This window comes from Agrobacterium sp. DSM 25558 (assembly GCF_900100825.1).
Classification (GTDB): Bacteria; Pseudomonadota; Alphaproteobacteria; order Rhizobiales; family Rhizobiaceae; genus Agrobacterium.
Genome location: NZ_FMUD01000002.1, coordinates 1 through 16,017, shown reverse-complemented (window position 1 = coordinate 16,017; position 16,017 = coordinate 1). Strand labels below are relative to the sequence as shown.

The following is a 16,017-nucleotide window of genomic DNA, read 5'->3' as shown; positions in this document are numbered from 1 at the left end:
TCTCGGGGTATGTGATGACGAGTTTCTTTAAGAGATCGATAGTCGTCCAGATGGTTTGTCTGACGATCGCGCTCATTTTTCTAGGTATTTTTGCCGTTGGTACAACAACCTATCTTCGGTTGAAGGAAGACGTTATGGAAAGCGCGATCCTCGATACCCATCGCGCTGTTCGAAGCATGGCTATTCTGTACGAGATGAAGGTTGGCGGTGCGACGGTTGCTATGGAAAATGGCGATCTAAAATCCGTCAGCAGACCAAGCATTGGTACATTGCTTGATTTTGATCTGGTCGACCGCACGGGTCTGGCAAATGGTGGCGTTGCTACTGTGTTCCAGACACAGGGTACTGATTACCTGCGCATCTCTACCAATGTTAAGAATGAAAAAGGCGAACGCGCCGTCGGCACCAAGCTTGCACTCGATCATCCCGCCTATGCGAAAATACAAAAGGGCGAGTCCTATTTCGGCGAGGCAAAGCTTTTCGGTACGGATTATATGACAGGTTACGTCCCTGTGCTGTCCAAGACGGGCGCGGCCGTCGGTATTCTCTTCGTCGGCGTCCCGATGACAGTCTATCAGTCGCACATCAATGGCTTGGGCAACATCGTCCTGTGGTGCGGCCTCGGCGTCATGCTGGTGTTCGGTTTCCTTGGGTATTTTCTTATCAACCGCGCGCTACGCCCTCTCGGTCTGCTGACAACGGCAGTGAAATCCCTGTCTGAAGGCAAGCTGGAAACAGAAATCCCCTATACGCAGCGCAAGAACGAATTCGGCAACATCGCCCGCGCGCTTGAAGTCTTCCGCGACAATGCGCACGAGAAACTCGTCATCGAAGGACGCAGCGTTGAAGAACGTGCAGAAGCGGAAGCAGAGCGTGGTCGCAACGATGCCGAGAAGCGCGAAACGGATCGTCAGATCGATTTTGCCGTCAACCAGCTTGCTGGTGGTCTGGCGCGTCTTTCGCAGGGTGACCTGACACAGACCATCGATACACCGTTCTCCGGTCGCCTCGAACAGCTGCGTTCTGATTTTAACAACTCGCTTGCCAACCTGAAAGACGTATTAGCGCAAATTCGCGAGAGAACGCTGGTCATTCAGCACAACGGCATGGAAATGCGCGAGTCCTCAAACGACCTGTCGCGCCGTACGGAATCCCAGGCCGCTTCGCTTGAGCAGACAGCCGCCGCGGTCGAGGAAATCACCGTGACCGTGAAATCCTCTGCCGACCGCGCCCGTGAAGCCAATCAAGCCGTTCGCATCACCCAGAAGAGCGCTGACAGCTCTGGCACCGTCGTCAAGAACGCCATCGACGCGATGGGCCGGATCGAAGATGCTTCCAAGAAGATCGAACAGATCATCGAGACTATCGACGATATCGCTTTCCAGACCAATCTTCTGGCACTGAACGCTGGCATCGAAGCTGCGCGCGCCGGCGAAGCGGGCAAGGGCTTTGCGGTTGTCGCACAGGAAGTACGTGAGCTTGCCCAGCGCTCGGCAGATGCCGCGCGCGAAATCAAGACGCTGATCAACCAGTCCACCAACGAGGTCGGCACGGGTGCGCTTCTGGTGCAGGAAGCCGGACAGGTTCTCTCCGACATCAGCACGCAGATCGTTGTCGTCAGCCAGCATGTCGAGACCATTGCGACGGCAACGGCCGACCAGGCGTCTGCGCTGCAAGAAGTCAACGGCTCCGTCAACCAGATGGACCAGATGACCCAGCAGAATGCGGCCATGGCGGAAGAATCCAGTGCTGCAACCCAAATGCTGTCAGAAGAAGTCGAGGCCCTGCTTGGCCTGGTGCAACGCTTCCAGATCGGCCAGAACGGTCAGCAGCAGGAACGCTACAGCCGCGCTGCTTGAGACCAATCGCCTATCCCGAACCAAACAGAATGGCCGCTCGATCGACATCGGGCGGCCATTTTCCGTTCAGTCACAAATACTTTGCGCCAAGCCCACTATTCTGCAGCCGCACGTGTAACGCTGAAAACCTGGTTGATATAGGCGCGCAACGCCGCTGGCCGCACAGGCTTGTGCTGAACGGCGATGGCTTCCTTTTCCGCCTGCGCCCGAACCTCCGGCGTCCGATCTGCGGTGATAAGAAGCGCCGGAATTTCCCGTTTGTAAAAGCGCCTCAGGCGCAGAACGGCATCGATGCCGTCGCCATCATCGAGATGATAATCGGCAACGATCATATCCGGCGCGGCGGCTTGCGCTTCCAGCATGTGATCGATAGCGGCAAGGGATGCTGCCTGACTGACCTCGCAGCCCCAGCCGGACATCAGCAGCGCCATGCCTTCCAATATCCTGGGCTCGTTATCGATACAGAGAATATGAAAGCCGTGCATTTGATTGGCGATGGGCTGCGGCGTGCTGCGTTCCACCGCCTTGGCTGCGCGGCCATGCGCCACCTCGCGGGGCAGATGGACACGGAACGTCGTTCCCCTGCCCTGAGTGGATGACAGGTGAACGGGGTGGTGCAGAATTCGAGAGAGCCTGTCCACGATGGACAAGCCCAACCCCAACCCTGCCGCCGTCTTCGCTCCCTCGTCCAACCGCGCGAACTCCTTGAAGATCGTGCGGAACTTGGAGGATGGGATGCCGATGCCGGAATCGGTGACCTGAATGACCGCTTCCTTACCGCGACGCCTGACGCCGACGATCACCTTGCCGGAGATGGTATATTTGATGGCATTAGACACGAGGTTCTGAACCAGCCGTCGCAGCAGATTGATGTCCGACTTTACCGTCAGCGTTGTCGGCATGACGATGAGTTCCAGGTTCCTCTCCCGCGCCATCGGGGCGAAATCCGTCTCGATCCGCTTGAACAGATCATTGAGCGAAACCGACGCCATACGCGGCTTCATGGAGCCGGTATCGAGCCGGGAAATATCGAGCACCGCGCCCAGAATTGTCTCGACCGATTCCAGTGCGGAATCGATGTTCTGCACCAGAGAGCGGTTATCCGACGCGCCCATTCTCTCCACAAGCGCTGAGGAGTACAGCCGGGCGGCGTTCAAGGGCTGAAGAATATCATGGCCTGCGGCGGCAAAAAAACGGGTCTTTCCGATGTTGGCTTCGTCGGCTGCGGCACGCGCTTCGGCCAGTTCGTGGTTGACGCGGGTCAACTCGCCGGTGCGCTCTTCCACGCGCTGCTCCAGCGTTTCATTGGCCTGCTTCAGCGCCTTGTCGCTGGCAACGCGCTGGGTAATATCGGTGAAGGTCGCAACGATTCCCTTGTCCGGCATGGCATTGGAGCGCACTTCGATGATGCGCGCGCCACCCGCCAGCACCAACGAAAACGGCATGTCCATCGTCAGAAATAAGTCGATGGTTTGCGCCCGCTGACCCAGCGGAATGTCACCGCGCTCCTCCAGCATAGCCACGATCTCGTTCAGCGGCAGCCCCACCCGGCCGAACTGTTCGGGCAGATCGAGCAGGGTGCGGAAGCGGCGGTTCCAGATGGTCAGCTGCTGGGAGCTGTCGAAAACCGCGATGCCCTGATCCATCTGCGCCAAGGCCGTTTGCAGCATGTCCTGGTTGTATTGCAGCGCTTCGCTTGCCTGGTCCAGCAGCCAGACCGTATCGGCACTGGTGTCCTCCGCCTTCTGCAGGATCAGCGACAAAACCAGCCGCGCCGATGAGGAGCCGATGGCGCTGCCCAGCAATTGCTCCGAGAAATGGATCAGCGCCATATCCGCTGGCTGATCGTCCTCCAGCTTTCGGCCTGCGGTTTTTTCGTAGGCCGAAAGCGAGCGCAACATCCGCTCTTCGCCGAGATAGCGGGCAACTGCCGTTTTCAGATCGCCGACGCTGACGCGCGTTTTCCAGCCACGGGTGGCGAATTGCGATTTCGAGTGGCGCTTGACGAAGATGCCGGACTGGATGCGTTCCACCGGTCGCGGATTGCGCGACAGCGAGCCCAGTACGAAGGCCGCGCAGTTGACCAGGAGACTGAGCGTGACCGCATTGACCAGCGGATCGGCTCCCGGGCCGCTGAACAGCGTCGTGCCAGGCAACAGGAAACTCAGGATCGTTGCGGCGATATGGGAATTGTCCGGTCCGCCGAGGCTCGGCAGAAACAGCAGATAGCCCCAGATGATGAAGCCGGAACTTAGCCCTGCTATCGCACCCCGTGCATTGGCCCGCCGCCAGATCAGCCCACCCAAAAGCGATGGTGCCATTTGTGCGATCGCCGCAAAGGCCAGCAGCCCGATGGAGGCGAGGCCAGATGCACTATCCGCCGCCCGGTAATAGGCATATCCCAGAAGCAGAACCGCAAAAATGGCAATGCGCCGGATGTTGAGCAGCGTCTTGGCAAAATCATCGCGATGCGAGGAACGGTTCAACAGTTTCTGTCGCAGAAAAATCGGCATCAAAATGTCGTTCGATACCATGATCGACAGCGCGACAGAGGCGACGATGACCATGGCCGTTGCAGCCGAAAAGCCACCGATGAAGGTGATGAGTGACACCACTGGCATCTGGTTGACCAACGGCAATTGCAGCACATAAAGGTCCGCATCGCCGGTACCGCCAAGCGTCAACAGACCTGCAATGGCAATGGGCAAGACGAAGATGTTGATGGCGATGAGATACAGCGGAAACAGCAGCCCCGCCATGCGCAGTTCATTCGGTGTGCGGTTTTCCACCACAGTCACATGAAACTGGCGCGGCAGCAGGATGATCGCAAAGGCCGAGAGCAGCGTCAGCACGATCCAGCGGCTGATCGGCGTCTGGTAGGACATGGCCTGCATGACCTGGCTGTTCTCGGAGGCCAGCCGCCAGAGCTGCGACGGGCCATCGAACAGGAAGAACACGACATAGACACCTGCCGTACAGATGGCGACCAGCTTCACCACCGATTCCATGGAGATGGCGAGGATCAACCCGTCCTGATGCTCGGTCGCGTCCGTGTGGCGGGTTCCGAATATGACGGCAAAGCCCGCCATGACCACCGTCACCAGTAGAGGCAGATCAAGGAAATAGAGATTACCGCTGCCGATCCCGTAATCGCTCGGGTCCACCATGGCCGCAACGGAATTGGAGACGGCCTTGAGCTGAAGCGCAATATAAGGGATCGCACCGACAAGCGCGATGATCGACACCAGCGTCGCAACCGTCGGGTTCTTGCCATAACGCGCTGCGATGAAATCGGCGACCGATGTCAGCTTTTCGGCTTTGGCCAATTCCACGATCCGCCGCAGGATCGGCATTCCCAGCGTGAAGGCGAGAATGGGACCGGTATAGATGCCGAGGAATTCCAGCCCGCGTTCGGATGCCAGACCGACACCGCCAAAATAGGTCCATGAGGTACAGTAGATCGCAAGGCTCAGCGCATAGACGATGGGCCTGCCTCTGTTGGATGGCGTTTTGCGGCGGCTCTTGCGGTCGCCATAACTTGCCACTGCAAAGAGCAGCAGAATATAGGCGAATGCCGATCCGAATATGACCCACCCAGGAAGCACTTGGCTCTTCTCTCCCACCATCCTCTTGACCAAGCATAGGATAGTTCGAAGAGAATGAGAATTGGCCGGGACTTGGCATAAAGTTTAAGATAGTGGAACCAATCGGCTTTTTGCTTCGTATATCTGCACATTCGAAAATTGAATGTTATCGTGTGTCTGCCGTGCGCTACGCATCGGCTGAGAGAGGGCTTCAAAGAGGGACGTCTGGAATGCTCAACGAGTTTAAAACTTTTATCGCCCGCGGCAATGTCATGGACCTGGCCGTGGGTGTCATCATCGGCGCGGCCTTCAGCAAGATCGTCGATTCCGTGGTCAATGATCTAATTATGCCAATTGTCGGTGCCGTCTTCGGTGGCTTCGATTTCGCAAACTACTTCCTGCCGCTGAGTTCAAAAGTGACGGCCGTTTCGCTTGCGGCGGCACGGGAACAAGGCGCGGTTTTCGCCTATGGTAACTTCCTCACCGTCGTCATCAACTTCGTTATCCTCGCCTGGATCATCTTTCTGATGGTCAAGGGCGTGAACAAGCTGCGTTCGTCGGTCGAGCGTCAGAAGGTCGAGGAAAAGAAAGAGCCCGCACCGCCGCCGGAAGATGTACGGCTGCTCATGGAAATCCGCGACCTGTTGAAAACTGCCGGTACCGATCGCGTCTGATCCATCAGAAAAATCCGTGATCTCTTCACGGAATATCATGCACAGCAGGCTTTTCATGCGCTAAGAAGGCACTCACACTGGAGTGCCTTTTTTCATGTCGGTTCTGCAAAGTCTAAGTGCCCGCTCTTTGGCAACGCCGGAAAGCGGTATCGTCGAAGTCAAGAAATACGCCCACGCGCGCGAAAATCTCCTGCCGTTGTGGGTCGGCGAAGGCGATTTGCCCACGCCAGCCTTCATCGCACAGGCAGCAGCCGATGCGCTGACGGGCGGGGAAACCTTCTATACGTGGCAGCGCGGCATTCCGGAATTGCGCGAAGCGATGAGCCGCTATTACCAGCGTCATTTCGCGGCCAATCTGTCGTCAGACCATTTTTATGTCACGGGCTCGGGCATGCAGGCGATTGTCCTCGCCGTGCAGGCACTCACCTCCCCCGGCGATGAACTGGTTTATCTCACCCCGACATGGCCGAACATCGTCGCAGCCATTGGTGTCGCAGGTGCCAAAGCCGTGCCAGTCGGCATCGATTTTACCAATGGCAAATGGGACATCGACATCGCCAAACTGGAACAGGCGATCACGCCCAAGACCAAGGCGCTGTTCATCAACACACCTTCCAACCCCACGGGCTGGACGGCAACGCATGATAATCTGCGTGATATTCTGGCGCTTGCCCGTCGCCATGGTCTGTGGATCATCGCAGATGAGATTTACGCGCTCTATCACTACGCCGAAACGCGCGCGCCATCCTTCCTCGACATCATGGAAGACGGTGACCGCATCATTTTCGCCAATTCCTTCTCCAAGAACTGGTCCATGACCGGCTGGCGGGTGGGTTGGCTGGTGGCACCGCCGGAAATCGGTCAGATCATCGAAAACCTCATCCAGTATTCCACGTCAGGTGTTGCGCAGTTCATGCAGCGCGGAGCCATCGCCGCGCTCGATCATGGTGATGATTTCATCAAGCAGAACTTCGCCCGCGCCGCCAAATCGCGAGACATTCTCTGCGATGCGTTGATTGCCACCAATCGCGTCGAAACGTTGAAGCCGGATGGCGCGCTCTACGCCTTTCTGAAGATAGACGGCGTCACGGACAGCCGTGCGGCGGCCTTCGACATCGTCGACAAGGTCGGTGTCGGTCTTGCACCCGGCAAAGCCTTCGGTGCTGGCGGAGAGCTTTTCCTGCGCGCCTGCTTCCTGCGCAATCCGGTACAGATCGAAGACGCGGCGGACAGATTGTCGAGCTATATTCTCGGTAAAAACCTCTGATAGAAACACTTTGCCACCGACGATCAACAGGATCATCGGTGGCAAGGATTACATGTTTCAAGACGTATAGCGGAGCGCTTTAGTGCGTTGCGTTGCTCGTCGCCACATCCCTGTTCAGATAGAACGAGGCATGGCGCAAACTGTCTGCCAGAAATGCCGTGTTCTCGTTCGGATCACTCGAAGGGTTCTGGAAGTTGATGTAGTTGATGTTGATGCCGGCACGGTCTTTTTCCAGCATCAACTGCGCATAGATGGTCACGCCTTTCGGCTTGATTTCCAGATCCAGCGTGATGGATGGATAGGTATCCCAGTCCAGCTTGTAATCGCCGCCGATTCCAAAATAGACCGTTCCTGGATGGAAGTAGAGTTCAGCCGCCGAATCCACCAGATCCGCCAGGCTGCTATAATATTCGAACTTTAGAAGAGAGATCAGATCTCCCGCATCGATCAAACGAAGCTCGGCAGCCACAGGGCCGATTGCACGAGCCAAAATTTCTTCTCTTTCAGCCGAATATGAGCACTTTTTCATATTGATCAGTTTACCCGTCTTTTGTTTTGGCGCGCCGCGTAAACCTTATGAATCAGTTCCGCAACGGCCTTATAAAATACTGACGGGATGACACTATCCACCGAGACTTGCGCAAACATGGAGCGGGCAAGCGGTGGGTCTTCAAAAATCGGGATTCCGTTTTCCTTAGCAATCTCTCTGATTCTCAGAGCGATCAAATCCTGTCCCTTGGCGACAATGATCGGCGCATCGCTTTCCTCTTTGACGTATCGCAACGCAATCGCATAGTGGGTCGGGTTGGTGATGACGAGGGTCGCTCTTGGCACGCCGTCCATCATTCTGCGGCGCGCGCGATCGCGTGCGATGGAACGCTGGCGCGCTTTCACCACAGGGTCGCCCTGGGATTGCTTGTACTCGTCCTTCACTTCCTGCTTGGTCATCTTTTGCTGGCTGTGCCAGCGGTGATTGGCCCAGAAGTAATCGGCTACGGCCAGAATGCCCGTCGAGAAAAGAACGACGGTCACCATCTTCTTCAATATCTCATATCCCGTCGACATGATGCTATGCGGATCGGTGATCAGAGAATTCAGGAGGCGGTAATAGTCATTCTTCAGGACGATGACCATGATGATCGCGACGATGACGACCTTGAAAAGCGATTTTCCGAAGTTGACGAGGCCATCCACACTGTAAATTCGGGTAAAGCCGCCGACGGGCGATATTCTGGACGCCTTCGGCATGATCCTGTCGAGAACGAATTGCGGCAGGTTCTGCGCAAAGGACTGCCCTAAGCCAAAAACGATGAACAGAACGGCAGCGGGCAACAGAAACGCACCCATTTCCTTGGCAAGATGAAGCCCCAGCGACACCATATCCGCTGCAGTGTTCATCCTCCACTGCTCGGGGCGTTCAATGATATCTTCGAGTGTTTCACCCAGTCTTTTGACGCCATCGGGGACGAAGAAGACGAGATACAGATAGAATGCAAGCATGGAGGTAAACAGGGACGCTTCATGGGATGAAGGAACGTTTCCCTTCTCCTCCGCGTCGCGAAGTTTTTTCTCTGTGGGTTCTTCTGTTTTACTGTCTTTGTCTTCACCGTCTGACAAGACACGTCCCCTGAACAAAAAAGGCCCGCCGGAATCGGCAGGCCGTTAGTGTCAGGGTATAGGCGTCAGCCGTGGCCCGCAAGCCACCGGGGCTTGCCACACACAGGCTTTATCAAGCGCCGTCGCGTCAGGCGGCGGCGGACTGACCGTCTGTCACGGCTTCCTTCAACAATATCTGGCCGGAATTGGCCAGACGAATGGCTTCCTGCGCAACGGCGCGGCGAGCAATCGCCACTTCGCGGGTGTTGAGCGATGCCATCGGCACAGCAAGATCGGACTCGATCATGCGGCGCTGGCGTGGACTGATGCTGGACAGCACACATTCCTTGATCTCGTTCGTGGCACCGCGAAGCGCCATGGTGAGAATGTCTGCCGAGACGTCGTTGAGCAGGGAAACGCGGCTGCGCTGGGGCATGGCCATGAGATCTTCGAACAGGAAAATCTTCGGCTTGACCTTGTTTGCAGATTCCTTGCTGAGCGTTTCGAGAGAGCTGAGCAGGGTATCGACCTGCGGCTTTTCGAGTTCGTTCATCAGGTCGGCAACCTTCGCCGAGCCTGCAGCATTGCGTTCGGCCTCGAGTTCGGCAATCAGCGCCAGAACGCGCTTTTCGATGATCTGCGCGGCAGCCGGGCTGACTTCCTTCATGTTGACGGTGCGGTTCATGATGTCGGCGCGCTGTTCGTCCGGAATGGTCAGAAGCACCTTGGCACCAAAGGAGGATGGCAACATGGAGAGGATGTAGGCGATGGTCTGGGGATGCTCGCGCACCAGAAACTTGCCGATGATCTGTGGGTCGGCATCCTGAAGCTGATCCCAGATCGAGGTTTCGTAAGCCTGGAATGCAGCTCGGCGACCGAGGAGACCGTCGACCTCTTCAGGTGTCAGGCCTTCTTCAAGAATGCTTTCGATGGCCTTGGCGTTGTCCATCAAGCCCGTGCCTTCGGTAAACAGGTCTTCGAATTCCGCTACGATCACTGCGAGTTCATCGGGAGGAATAACCCGCAGCGTCTGAGCCGAATTGATGATGGTCTGCAATTCAGCCTGAGTGAAAAACTTGAGCAGTTTTCCAGCCACACCTTTGCCCATCGCCAGCAGTACGGCGGCGGCCTTATCAGCCTGAGACAACGGTTTCCCTGCTAAAGGGTTACCGAAATCCTCAAAGTCCATCATGGTCTTTCCTCTCCGTCCCCACAGGGATTAGGCTTTCTTAGTGCTCATTACTTCGATCAGCTTCACGCCGAAGCGCGTATCATCTTCTTCCAATACGGTGATTTCGCCGCGTGCGATGCAGCGGCCATTCACCATGATTTCCACAGGCTCGCCAATCTTACGCTCGAGAGCAATCGTCGCACCTTCCTCAAGTCCCATCAATCCAGATACCAGCATGCGGCTGGTTCCCAGAACGATCTGGACATCGATCGGAATCTCCATGATCAGATCGAGGTTGTCCGACAGACCACTGCCCAGTGGTGAAGGCGAAGCGGAGTGCGGAGCGGCGCTGGAGCCGAAATCCGACATGCCGAAGCTGTCCATTCCACCACCGAACGCAGCAAGATCGTCGCCCGCCGGTTCAACGGCTGCCGAACCGAAGTCGCCAAAATCGCCAAAGTCTGAGAGCGATCCTTCCGAATCACTTTTCAGTACACCGCGCAGATCACCGATTGCCTGGTCCAGATCGCCTGTATCATCAAGCGAAGCCATCAAATCATCTTCGGGTTTTGGTGTCTTTTTCGTAGCCATGCGCTAATTATTCCCTTTGAAACTTGCGTCAAGCTGCCCATGCCTTGCGAAGAGGCATGCCCGGCATTCAACCCATCAAATGTCTAAGAATTTCGTCGTCCGTACTGACGTTGTTCTTTACGCGAACCGTGTATCTATCGCCTGCGCGACCAAACTCGCAGTTGTACATGTTTGCGCCATTGGCGCTGACCTCGACGCAGATGTCGTCCTGGCGAATATCGCGGAAAGGGATTACATCCCCCGCCACAAGCCGCGAGATCGTTTTCAGCGTCAAGCTCTGCAACCGTATCTTGGCTTCCAGCGTCACCTGTGAACGCTTCACCTGTTCGGAGATCATCTCCATCCATTCTTCCTGCTTCTTCAGCGCCTGTGCCGAGGGCTTGGGCGCAACGATGGTCGTCTTGAGCAGCGTGCGCTGCGGAATGACCATTGCAATTTCGGAAGCAACCTTGCCGATTTCGATCTTGAGACGGATCAGCATGCCGAACTGTGCGGAAATCGCCTCTTCGAAAATGGTCTTGCCATTGCCGTTGAACGGTGGATCGATGGTCGGCTCGAAACCGCCGGGCGCATTGACCGACGAGCGAAGCACTTCGCCGATACGCCCCATGACCAAGGCCGCCAGATCGAGCTCGATCTGGGACAAGGCCCGCATTTCAGGCTCCATGATCGTGTCGGGTGCAGCGCCCAGCATGCGTTCCATCAATGCCATGATGAAAGCCGTGCCGGTTCCCAGCAGAAAATGGGGAGCCCAGTTACGCAACGAGCAGTCGGCGACGGCAAAGTCCTTGCCCAACTTCTGAACGAGGTCCGTCATCAGGCCGGATTCACAGCCGATATAGTCCACATCGATGGCGATGCCCGTTTCGCTGTGGAAGATATCCGGCAAAAAATTGCTATAGATCTGCCCGATTTCGGCACCGATCTTGGCGACTTTCTTGCCATCACCCAGGCCACCCGTCAGCTTTGCCAGCAATGCGGGGTCCATCGGCGTTACATTCGATTGTGCAGCATTCGCCATCATCAAGCCGCCTTCTGGTCGCCACCCGGGTTCATCATTTCCTGTTCCACGGCATCGATGGACGGACGCTCGTAGTTGGAAATGGTCTTGCGTCCATATTCGAGAGCGACCTGTGGTACCGAGCCGTTCATGTAGGCCAGCAAGGTCTGCTTCACGATGATGTAGAGGCGGTGCTGCTTGGTGCGGACGATCTTGATCTGCGACGACAGCGGGTTACAGATGGAGTAGGACAGGATGATGCCGAGCATGGTGCCGACAAGCGCCGCACCAATGAGGCCGCCCAGAATCGCAGGCGATTCGTTGATCTTGCCCATGGCTTTGATAACGCCGAGAACCGCGGCCACGATGCCGATTGCAGGGAACGAATCGCCCATAGCAGTGATCGCGTAGTAAGGCTTCATCTTGTCATGCAGGATGGTGTCGATTTCCTCGTCCATCAACGCTTCGATCTCATGGCTGCGAGCATTGCCGATGATGATGAGGCGTACATAATCGCAGATGAAGGACGTCAATTCCTTGTTCTTCAAAACCGATGGTGCGGTCTGAAAGATCGAGGATTCCTCCGGGTTGTCGATGTGAGCTTCGATTTCGTTGCGCGACTTGGTGCGCAGATCGCGCATCAACGAATAGAGAACGCCCAGCACATCCAGATAGTGACGCTCTTTCGGCACCGCGAACTTGAATGCTTCGCCAAGCGCCTTACCGCTGTCTTTCACGACTTTCATCGGGTTGGCCATGATAAAGCCGCCGATACCCGCGCCGCCAATGATGACAAGCTCGAATGGCTGAAACAGCACGTCCAGATGGCCGCCCATCGCCATGTAGCCGCCGATAATACAGCCGAAAGTAATCACTAATCCGATAATAATGTTCATCTGAAGCTCGCGTCTGATGCCAATTTCGCATGTCAGGGATAGGCGACATGCCTTGTGCGAGGCTGGCTTGCAAACCGGTGCAGCCGACTTTGTCTGGAAATGGCGGCATGGTGTAGGCCTGCCAATACGCGCCGCGTTTTCCCGCGTCTCATGGCACCGCCGCTCAAAAGCTTCGCACAAGCAAGCATCCGTAGTTTCGGCGAGAATAAGAGGGTTATGCGCCGTCGGTGCGCGCCTTCTCTCTAAAATTCCGCATAGGAGACACACATGCAATCTGGCATTTACGTCGGCATTTCCTCCCAGATCGCTTTGGAACGTCGCCTCACGACCATTGCGGATAATATTGCCAACATGAACACGGTCGGCTTTCGCGGCACGGAAGTGAAGTTCGATCAGATCATGAGCCAGACGCGAAACGATCTTAAGGCAGACATCTCTTTCGTCACACAAGGCAGCGACTATCTTTCCACTCGCAACGGCGAAATGATCCGGACGGGCAATTCATTCGACTTTGCCGTGAAGGGCGACGGCTGGTTTGCGATCAACACGCCCGCCGGCCAAGTCATGACGCGCGACGGTCGTTTCTCCATGGCTGTGACGGGTGAACTGGTATCGACGCAGGGTTATCCGGTTCTGGATGCAGGCGGCGCACCTATTCAACTCAATCCGGCGGCAGGTGAGCCGACAGTCGGTTCCGATGGACGCATTCTCCAGAACGGCGCAACGGTCGCACAGCTTGGCCTTTATACCGCAAACGCCAATAAAGGCTTTGTCCGCTACGAAAACAGCGGCGTGATCTTTTCGGAAGCACCGCAACCCGTCGTCGATACGTCCGCAGTGGGCGTCGTTCAGGGTTATGTGGAGCAGTCCAACGTCAACGCCATCAGTCAGATGACGCAGCTCATCCAGGTCAACCGCGCTTTCGAAGGCATTTCTTCGCTGATGAAATCTACCGAAGATTCCTTTTCACAGGCCATCCGCACCCTTGGCGGCGGGCAGTAAAAGGCGTTTGATGTAAATGGAAACCCAGATCGAGACCCCTCCCCAAACTCCAGTACAGCCGCCGAACATCTTCTCCAAGCTGGAAGCGCTTGCCCAGATGATGGAGACGCAGATTGCGTCCGGCATGCCGCTGTCCCGCGGCGGTCGGGTCAGAACCATCGCAGCAGGTCATTACACGGTCAGCGGTCTTTCCGAACATGTGCGCCTTGGCGAATTCGTGGTCCACAAGAGCTCGACGGGATTGCATCTTGGCGAAGTCGTCCGCGTTGAGCCCGATCTGGTCTATGTCTGCGCCATCGAGCCGGGCGATCCAATCGGCGTTAACGACATCGTGCTGCGCGAAGGCGAGTTTCGCGTGCAGCCCGACGACAGTTGGTGCGGGCGCACGATCAACTCCCTGTGCAAGCCGATCGACAATAAGGGCCCTCTGTTGAAGGGGCCGAAAGATCGCTCCATCACCACGCTGCCGCCACCCTCGATGACGCGTAGCCGTGTCGTCACCGGTTTTCGTACGGGCGTGAAGGCCATCGATATCTTTACACCGCTGTGCCTGGGCCAGCGCCTTGGCATTTTTGCCGGTTCCGGTGTGGGTAAATCGACACTGCTTTCGATGCTAGCCCGCGCCGATGCCTTCGACAAGGTCGTCATCGCCTTGGTTGGCGAACGTGGCCGTGAAGTGCGCGAATTCATCGAGGACACGCTCGGTGACAATATGCAGAAATCCATCGCCATTGTTGCCACCAGCGACGAGAGCCCCATGCTGCGTAAGATGGCACCGATGGTTGCCATGACGATTGCGGAACATTTTCGCGATAAGGGCGAAAATGTCCTCTTCATCGCCGACAGTATCACGCGCTTTGCCCATGCCATTCGCGAGGTGGCGATTGCCGCCGGCGAGCCGCCGATTGCGCGTGGATATCCCGCCTCTGTTTTCACCGAACTGCCCAAATTGCTGGAACGCGCAGGCCCTGGCGCGGAGGGAACGGGAACGGTAACCGCGATCATCTCCATTCTCGTAGACGGCGACAACCACAACGACCCGATCGCCGACTCGACCCGCGGCATTCTCGACGGCCATATCGTTCTAGACCGCTCACTTGCGGACGAGGGCCGATATCCGCCTATCAACCCGCTCGCCTCGATTTCGCGTCTGTCTCACAAGGCATGGACGCCAGACCAGCAGAAGTTGGTCTCACGGCTCAAGTCATTGATCCACAACTATGAAGAAACCAAGGATCTGCGCCTGATCGGCGGCTACCGCCCAGGCGTGGATGCCGAACTCGACATGGCCGTCAAACAGGTGCCGTTCGTCTACGACGTGCTCAAGCAATCACCCGGCGACCGAACCGTCATCGACGCCTATGCCGAACTGGCGAACGCATTGAGAAACGCACCGGGCAACAACCAGCCAGCACCGATCCAGCGGCGGGGGGCATGATGATGAAATTCATGAAACAAAAGACAAATTCGACAGCGGATAACAATGCGCGGCAGAGGCGTTCGATAAGAGATTTCGACCGTCTGTTGACCGGCGGCCTTATCTTCGTCGCCGCAACAGCCGCCGCACTGCCATGGTACGTTTTCTTCAACCCCGAAAAATTCGGAATCAGTGGTTCCGGTTGGGAAGCTTTGAAAAACATGCCGCAAAAAGACGGTGGCGGCGTAACCGCTGTGGTGCCTCACATCAACGAGGGTCTGACCTCGGATGGCCGCAACGACGTGGCCAAGCCGGATATCGATGCCCTGACAACCGCGACCGTCCAAACTGCGGGAGAAGGCCAGAACGCAAACAGTGACGGAAAGTCGCAACCCTTCCCCGGCGGAACACGCTTCAAACTTCTGCACGTCTCAAACGGTCGTGCGCTGATAGAAGACAAATCCGGTATGTTCCTCGTCCAGATCGGCTCAGTCCTCCCCGACGAAAGCCGCCTTCTTTCGATGAGCAACGTCGAAGGCAAATGGCAGATCATCACGTCCTCCGGCGAGCTGTACTCGGAGTAGCACCCGCCCCGGTTATCTCCGCAGGCATCCCAATGCCAAGGGGTAACGGCAATAATGTTTGAGACCAAACCAGCCTAGACTAGGCTCAGGACCCATTAAAGCTCTTGCGATGTGCCCCTTGTTTTGATTCACTAAGATCAAAAGGAGACACTGCCATGAGTGACCTGATGCTTTTGTCGGATGCACAGATGCGCCGGATCGAACCTTTCTTCCCGCTGTCACATGGCGTGCCGCGTGTCGATGACCGCTTGGTATTGAGCGGCATCATCTTCGTCCTGCGCAATGGTTTGCGGTGGCGCGACGTGCCGCGTGAATACGGGCCGCATAAGACCATCTATAATCGTTTCATTCGCTGGAGCCGGCTCGGCGTCTTCAA

Annotated in this window: 14 protein-coding genes; 7 read left to right on the top strand and 7 right to left on the bottom strand. The window is 56.6% G+C overall.

Annotation, left to right across the window (positions count from 1 at the left end):
* Positions 1-14: 14 nt before the first annotated feature.
* Positions 15-1,859 (top strand): methyl-accepting chemotaxis protein, encoded by a 1,845-nt coding sequence (locus tag DSM25558_RS02575; RefSeq protein WP_077101528.1) that lies wholly within the window; start codon positions 15-17, stop codon positions 1,857-1,859.
* A gap of 95 nt (positions 1,860-1,954) precedes the next feature.
* On the opposite strand, the gene DSM25558_RS02570 is transcribed toward DSM25558_RS02575, so the two are convergent.
* Complete coding sequence (locus DSM25558_RS02570; RefSeq protein ID WP_077101526.1) at positions 1,955-5,464, bottom strand: hybrid sensor histidine kinase/response regulator; 3,510 nt, start codon at positions 5,462-5,464, stop codon at positions 1,955-1,957.
* 209 nt (positions 5,465-5,673) lie between these two features.
* On the opposite strand from DSM25558_RS02570, the gene mscL reads away from it, so the two are divergent.
* Positions 5,674-6,117, top strand: a complete 444-nt coding sequence (mscL, locus tag DSM25558_RS02565; RefSeq protein ID WP_077101524.1) for a large conductance mechanosensitive channel protein MscL — start codon at positions 5,674-5,676, stop codon at positions 6,115-6,117.
* A 94-nt stretch (positions 6,118-6,211) separates the two neighbouring features.
* A complete protein-coding gene (locus tag DSM25558_RS02560; RefSeq protein ID WP_077101522.1) occupies positions 6,212-7,384 on the top strand; it encodes a pyridoxal phosphate-dependent aminotransferase in 1,173 nt (390 codons plus the stop codon).
* Positions 7,385-7,463: 79 nt separating this feature from the next.
* Here the strand turns inward: DSM25558_RS02560 and DSM25558_RS02555 are convergent, their stop codons facing one another.
* The 6 genes from DSM25558_RS02555 to motA form a co-directional block, all read right to left on the bottom strand.
* Positions 7,464-7,913, bottom strand: coding sequence for a hypothetical protein (locus DSM25558_RS02555; RefSeq protein ID WP_077101521.1), 450 nt, complete (start codon positions 7,911-7,913; stop codon positions 7,464-7,466).
* Positions 7,914-7,918: 5 nt separating this feature from the next.
* A complete protein-coding gene (gene flhB, locus DSM25558_RS02550; RefSeq protein ID WP_077101519.1) occupies positions 7,919-9,001 on the bottom strand; it encodes a flagellar biosynthesis protein FlhB in 1,083 nt (360 codons plus the stop codon).
* Positions 9,002-9,128: 127 nt separating this feature from the next.
* On the bottom strand, positions 9,129-10,172 hold the full coding sequence (gene fliG / locus DSM25558_RS02545; protein ID WP_077101517.1) for a flagellar motor switch protein FliG: 1,044 nt from the start codon (positions 10,170-10,172) through the stop codon (positions 9,129-9,131).
* 27 nt (positions 10,173-10,199) lie between these two features.
* Positions 10,200-10,742, bottom strand: a complete 543-nt coding sequence (gene fliN, locus DSM25558_RS02540) for a flagellar motor switch protein FliN (protein ID WP_077101515.1) — start codon at positions 10,740-10,742, stop codon at positions 10,200-10,202.
* Positions 10,743-10,809: 67 nt separating this feature from the next.
* On the bottom strand, positions 10,810-11,769 hold the full coding sequence (locus DSM25558_RS02535; RefSeq protein WP_083716280.1) for a FliM/FliN family flagellar motor switch protein: 960 nt from the start codon (positions 11,767-11,769) through the stop codon (positions 10,810-10,812).
* Positions 11,766-12,638 carry a flagellar motor stator protein MotA gene (gene motA, locus DSM25558_RS02530; RefSeq protein WP_077101513.1) on the bottom strand — a complete coding sequence of 291 codons (873 nt, stop codon included), beginning with the start codon at positions 12,636-12,638 and terminating at the stop codon, positions 11,766-11,768. Before motA ends, DSM25558_RS02535 begins: the two co-directional genes overlap by 4 nt.
* 267 nt (positions 12,639-12,905) lie before the next feature.
* Between motA and flgF the strand changes: the two genes are divergently transcribed.
* The 4 genes from flgF to DSM25558_RS02510 all read left to right on the top strand — a co-directional run.
* Positions 12,906-13,640, top strand: a complete 735-nt coding sequence (flgF, locus tag DSM25558_RS02525) for a flagellar basal-body rod protein FlgF (protein ID WP_077101511.1) — start codon at positions 12,906-12,908, stop codon at positions 13,638-13,640.
* 97 nt (positions 13,641-13,737) lie between these two features.
* Positions 13,738-15,078: a flagellar protein export ATPase FliI gene (fliI, locus tag DSM25558_RS02520; protein ID WP_244554101.1), complete on the top strand. Its 1,341-nt coding sequence runs from the start codon at positions 13,738-13,740 to the stop codon at positions 15,076-15,078.
* An 11-nt stretch (positions 15,079-15,089) separates the two neighbouring features.
* Positions 15,090-15,641 carry a flagellar protein gene (locus tag DSM25558_RS02515; RefSeq protein ID WP_143239994.1) on the top strand — a complete coding sequence of 184 codons (552 nt, stop codon included), beginning with the start codon at positions 15,090-15,092 and terminating at the stop codon, positions 15,639-15,641.
* 155 nt (positions 15,642-15,796) lie between these two features.
* The coding region (locus tag DSM25558_RS02510; protein ID WP_143239993.1) for a transposase at positions 15,797-16,017 on the top strand (221 nt) is incomplete at its 3' end.